The organism is Desulfobacter sp., from assembly GCF_050177295.1.
Window position 1 is genome coordinate 14,132 of sequence record NZ_JBFXHE010000044.1, and the last position, 4,642, is coordinate 18,773.

Annotated in this window: 7 protein-coding genes and 1 CRISPR repeat array; of the genes, 6 read left to right on the top strand and 1 reads right to left on the bottom strand. The window is 43.3% G+C overall.

Annotation, left to right across the window (positions count from 1 at the left end; translation table 11 throughout):
- Nucleotides 1-474: MltA domain-containing protein (locus AB7U36_RS05640; RefSeq protein WP_428158815.1), on the top strand; the 474-nt coding region annotated here is incomplete at its 5' end.
- Between the two features lie 13 nt (nucleotides 475-487).
- On the opposite strand, the gene AB7U36_RS05645 is transcribed toward AB7U36_RS05640, so the two are convergent.
- A complete protein-coding gene (locus AB7U36_RS05645; RefSeq protein ID WP_428158816.1) occupies nucleotides 488-736 on the bottom strand; it encodes a cytoplasmic protein in 249 nt (82 codons plus the stop codon).
- A gap of 231 nt (nucleotides 737-967) precedes the next feature.
- Between AB7U36_RS05645 and AB7U36_RS05650 the strand changes: the two genes are divergently transcribed.
- The 5 genes from AB7U36_RS05650 to AB7U36_RS05670 all read left to right on the top strand — a co-directional run bounded on the left by AB7U36_RS05650 (nucleotide 968) and on the right by AB7U36_RS05670 (nucleotide 3,463).
- Nucleotides 968-1,099 (top strand): hypothetical protein, encoded by a 132-nt coding sequence (locus tag AB7U36_RS05650; RefSeq protein WP_428158817.1) that lies wholly within the window; start codon nucleotides 968-970, stop codon nucleotides 1,097-1,099.
- Between the two features lie 128 nt (nucleotides 1,100-1,227).
- Nucleotides 1,228-1,473 (top strand): YgiT-type zinc finger protein, encoded by a 246-nt coding sequence (locus tag AB7U36_RS05655; protein ID WP_428158818.1) that lies wholly within the window; start codon nucleotides 1,228-1,230, stop codon nucleotides 1,471-1,473.
- Nucleotides 1,474-1,951: 478 nt separating this feature from the next.
- A complete protein-coding gene (locus tag AB7U36_RS05660) occupies nucleotides 1,952-2,488 on the top strand; it encodes a DUF2975 domain-containing protein (protein ID WP_428158819.1) in 537 nt (178 codons plus the stop codon).
- 9 nt (nucleotides 2,489-2,497) lie between these two features.
- Nucleotides 2,498-2,710 (top strand): helix-turn-helix domain-containing protein, encoded by a 213-nt coding sequence (locus AB7U36_RS05665; RefSeq protein ID WP_428158820.1) that lies wholly within the window; start codon nucleotides 2,498-2,500, stop codon nucleotides 2,708-2,710.
- Between the two features lie 165 nt (nucleotides 2,711-2,875).
- The gene (locus AB7U36_RS05670) at nucleotides 2,876-3,463 is read left to right on the top strand and encodes a Uma2 family endonuclease (protein ID WP_428158821.1); all 588 of its coding nucleotides are present in this window, start codon (nucleotides 2,876-2,878) and stop codon (nucleotides 3,461-3,463) included.
- Nucleotides 3,464-3,643: 180 nt separating this feature from the next.
- Nucleotides 3,644-4,607: direct repeats of the CRISPR family, unit length 36 nt; unit sequence GTCTTAATCCTCTCTAATCGAGGCAATGTTTCTGAC.
- Nucleotides 4,608-4,642 lie beyond the last annotated feature (35 nt).

Below are 4,642 nucleotides of genomic sequence, written 5' to 3' on the forward strand. Positions count from 1 at the left end.
AATGGCCGCAAATACAGTGCTGTGGGCAAATATCTCATTGATAAAAACGAGGTGCCAAAGGAGAAGATGTCCATGCAGGCCATACGCGCATGGCTGACCGCCCACCCGGACCGCATGGACGAGGTGCTTTTTACCAATGACAGCTTTGTGTTTTTTAAGGAAGGCCAGGGCGGCCCCGTTGGGTGCATCGGTGTCGCCGTAACGCCTGTACGCTCCATTGCCACGGACACCAAACTTTTCCCCAAAGGGGGCCTGGCCTTTATCCAGGCCGCACTGCCGGCTGCCGTGGACCAGCCAAAAGAGGAATGGCCCAGGGCGTCGCTGTTTGTGCTTAACCAGGATACCGGAGGGGCCATAACCGGACCGGACCGGGTGGATCTGTTCTGCGGTGCCGGTGACTGGGCCGATTACACTGCCGGTCACATGGTGGCCAGGGGCCAGCTCTATTTTCTGGTGCTTACCCCGAAGAACTAAAGACGCACAAAAACTAACGGTCTTTTAAAAACAGGCTGTGGTATTCGTCTTCGGGAATGTGTTTTTTTAGGTATGCGTTGACCCATTCATAGATCTCTTCAAGTTCCTGGTCGGACAGCCTTGGCAGCAGGGCTTTCATAAAGGCGTCCTCACTGAATTTCTGCAGATAGAACATGATGGTTTCCTCGTCACTTGCTCTGTCCATGCCAAAGGCGGCAATGCCGTCATATTCCTGGATAAACTGGTGGGTGTCTTTTTTCATAGGCTTTAAATTTTTTTTAAATAAAATTAGGAATATAACGTTTTTCAAATATCGGCAATTTAATTTTCTGGTACCCCCGTAAGATAATCTTGTCAAAAAAGTGGGAACACTTTTGTTATATTTAATAGCCAATGCATTGCCATGTGCCAACACAAAAAACTTGCTCATCTCAAAAAATAAGGGCACACTATGGAATAAATATAATCAAAACAACCTGATTATGACAAAATAATGGAGCTATTGCAGACCGTCAAAGAAATAGATGCGTTGCCCGAAGAAGACAGGACGACCATAAAGGCGGTACTGAACACATTTATTATTAAAAACCATTTTCAGCGTTTGGCATCGGAAGCCGGTCAATAGCGGGTAGCAGGGATGACCGATAAAAAAGACGTGTTTGACCGCATACAAAAAAGCGCAGCCAAAAGGATACTTTTCCTTCCTCATGCTGTACGTCAAATGTCAAATCCGGACAGGATGATAAGCACTAAATGGGAAAACGATTTCAAAACAAGGAAAAAATCATGAAGTGTATGCACTGCCGGGGAACAATGGTCAAAGGTACGGCACCTTTTCAAATTGATAAAAAGGGATACCACTTAACATTGGACAGTGTGCCTGCCTGGGTGTGTCAACAATGCGGTGAGGTCTATTTTGATGAACAGGCTGTTGATTCTATCCAGGATATCATCAAAACGCTGGAAGACCGTACGGGTAAGCTTACTGCTGTGGCATAATGCAAATATAGGTCGGGGCAGGCCTTGAAAAACTAATATTTCAAGACTTGCCCCCCGGCTCCTCTTAACGTGTCCATTTTGCCCCCAAAAACATCAGTTTAAGCCCGTTTTAAGGGGGTAAAAATATTCATTTTTATTTCAAACCATTATCTCGGCCCGACCCGATCGCACTATTAGCTTGGCCCGACCCCGAATCACGTTCCGAATCATTAAGCGAATCATAAAAATAAGCGGATTTTGGGCAAATTGGTGGGCAACGCTGCGCTTTTGCCATCCTACCTATATGCTATCCCAAAATTAAATGTTGCGCCATTAATTTTGTTCCGGCCCAATTATTAACAGTAATAAATTTATGTTTAATGCAAAATTATTATCGTTTTGTATTAATTTTTTCTTGACACAGGATTATAGACCAGGTAAGCAAGCAGGCAGGCAATAAAACAAAAAACGTTTAACGAATTTATCTGGAGGACAAAAAATGGAGAATAAAGAACGCATTATCCGGGCCAGCCGGACCTTGAGACGCATATGCACACTGCTTGTTTTTCTGGTACCGGTGATATGTGCACTGTACTGGATCTTTTTCAATCAGATCCGGCATTTGCCGAACATGGTGAGCGTCCCGGTGCCCATTACCGGGAACCTGCCGGCATTTTCCCGGCTTCTGGCCTTTTTCACAGACCTGCTTCCCCTGTCGGTGTTGGTTTACGGGTTGCAGGTGCTTGCAAGGCTGTTTCGCCTGTATGAAAACGGGATCATCTTTGCCAAGGCCAATGTTGACTGTTTTAACCGCCTTGGCCGGGCTATGATTATCTGGATGGGTTGCCATTTTCTGAGCAATTCATTGATCAGTACCGTCGTAACCCTGCACCATCCCCCGGGACAGCGGATGATCACCGTGGGGCTTGAAGGCTCCGATTTCGGGGCCCTGTTTGTGGGCGGGATTGTTCTTACGGTGACATGGGTCATGGATGAAGCGCGCAAGATAAAAGAAGATCAGGAAATGTTCCTTTAGGAGGCGTCAATGACCATCATCATCACCCTTGACGTCATGCTTGCTAAGCGCAAGGTCAAATCAAAGGATCTGGCGGAATTTATCGGTATAACAGAGCAAAACCTCTCTTTAATAAAAACAGGGAAGATCAAAGGCGTCCGGCTGACAACCCTGGATGCCATATGCAGGTATCTTCAATGCCAGCCCGGGGATATATTGGAATTTAACGAGAATGCCCCCTAATATTTCAGGTTGCAATTCCAGGATAGGATCTAAAACTCACCACAATAAATTCAAATGGTTAGGCATGGTTCCCAAAATCCGTTATAATCAGGAAAAGCAGCGTTTGGTTTTGTGCGTACACACTGTTATTATTTTCTTAGCATTAACAGGGGAGGATTAAAGCATATGACCGCACACCCGCAGGAAAAAAACAAAATGGCTCCGGGGGAATATCTTGCACTTGAAAGAAGTTCTCTTGATATTAAGCATGAATTTTTTGACGGTGACGTTTTTGCTATGGTTGGGGCACGAAGAAACCATAACCGTATCAATGTTAATCTTACAATAGAGTTGGGGGGTAAATTCAAAGCTGATAAATCCAATTGTAATCTGTTTTCCAATGACATGCGGGTTAAAATTGCGGAGAAGAACTATGTTTACCCGGATATTGTGATTTATTGCGGTGATGCAGCATTTGAAGATGATGAATTTGACACATTGACGAACCCGGTTGTTATCATGGAGATTCTTTCAGATTCAACGGAAGTATTTGATAGAGGAAAAAAGTTTGCTTATTACCAAACGATCCCAACGCTTAAAGAATATATCCTTGTTTCCCAAAAAGAGTACCGTGTTGAACAATATACACGCAGCGGCGATGGCTGGCTATACCGTTCATACAAAGGTACAGACCATATTTTAAAGATGGAATCCGTCAATTGTGAATTACCGTTGTCTGAAATTTATTGGGATATTGAGATTGAATTAGAATAGGAAGGCAATGGTCAATATAAATGAATTCCCCTTCGGCTTTCAGGAATGAACACGAAATAATATGCCCAATTAAAATTTCAAATTTCATGACCTACAATCCTTAATACCGGCCTTTCCTCTCTAATCAAGGCAAGGTTTCTGACAGAGCTGCAAAACGGGCTTTATTCGATGAGATAGAAAGTCTTAATCCTCTCTAATCGAGGCAATGTTTCTGACCATACAACAAAGCCAACAAAGATGAGGTTATTAAAGTCTTAATCCTCTCTAATCGAGGCAATGTTTCTGACATCATAGCTGAAAAAGCAGCGCAAATGGTAATTATGTCTTAATCCTCTCTAATCGAGGCAATGTTTCTGACGGTAACCGAGCGCGGCCAGAACACCGAGCAATACAAGTCTTAATCCTCTCTAATCGAGGCAATGTTTCTGACATGGAACATACACATACAACATTGGAAAAAAGGGCAGTCTTAATCCTCTCTAATCGAGGCAATGTTTCTGACCGGGTTGCCGCTGAAAATTTAATGAAACGGTATCAGTCTTAATCCTCTCTAATCGAGGCAATGTTTCTGACAGCTAAATATCTTGGCATTTCAGAGAGCTATCTATGTCTTAATCCTCTCTAATCGAGGCAATGTTTCTGACTATATGATATGTGCCTGGCTGGTGGCTGCCCGAATGGTCTTAATCCTCTCTAATCGAGGCAATGTTTCTGACTGCTACCACCATTGGATGGCCTGGGCCGCTACTAAGTCTTAATCCTCTCTAATCGAGGCAATGTTTCTGACAGCAGAACTCATAAAGACGTACACAGATGAACTAAAAGTCTTAATCCTCTCTAATCGAGGCAATGTTTCTGACCATGATGCAAAGGAGCGATTATGAAGAATAATAAAGTCTTAATCCTCTCTAATCGAGGCAATGTTTCTGACAAAACGAGAAAAAGTAATAGTTCAAATGAAACATTTGTCTTAATCCTCTCTAATCGAGGCAATGTTTCTGACAGAACTGCAGAACACGCATAAAAAAATTATTTCTGTCATAATCCTCTCTAATCGAGGCAATGTTTCTGACAACGGTGAGTATATCGGTCAGTACAAGTCTGTAAAGTCTTAATCCTCTCTATTCAAGGCAATGTTTCTGACTGTATCTGGCAGGAGTCTAGGCCTTGTGGTCTAAA

What these genes read in the sequence shown, in the direction of transcription:
- AB7U36_RS05670 (WP_428158821.1), top strand. Translation starts at nt 2,876, where the DNA reads ATGACCGCACACCCGCAGGAAAAAAACAAAATGGCTCCGGGGGAATAT.
- AB7U36_RS05660 (WP_428158819.1), top strand. Translation starts at nt 1,952, where the DNA reads ATGGAGAATAAAGAACGCATTATCCGGGCCAGCCGGACCTTGAGACGC.
- AB7U36_RS05645 (WP_428158816.1), bottom strand. Translation starts at nt 736, where the DNA reads ATGAAAAAAGACACCCACCAGTTTATCCAGGAATATGACGGCATTGCC.
- AB7U36_RS05655 (WP_428158818.1), top strand. Translation starts at nt 1,228, where the DNA reads ATGGGAAAACGATTTCAAAACAAGGAAAAAATCATGAAGTGTATGCAC.
- AB7U36_RS05665 (WP_428158820.1), top strand. Translation starts at nt 2,498, where the DNA reads ATGACCATCATCATCACCCTTGACGTCATGCTTGCTAAGCGCAAGGTC.
- AB7U36_RS05650 (WP_428158817.1), top strand. Translation starts at nt 968, where the DNA reads ATGGAGCTATTGCAGACCGTCAAAGAAATAGATGCGTTGCCCGAAGAA.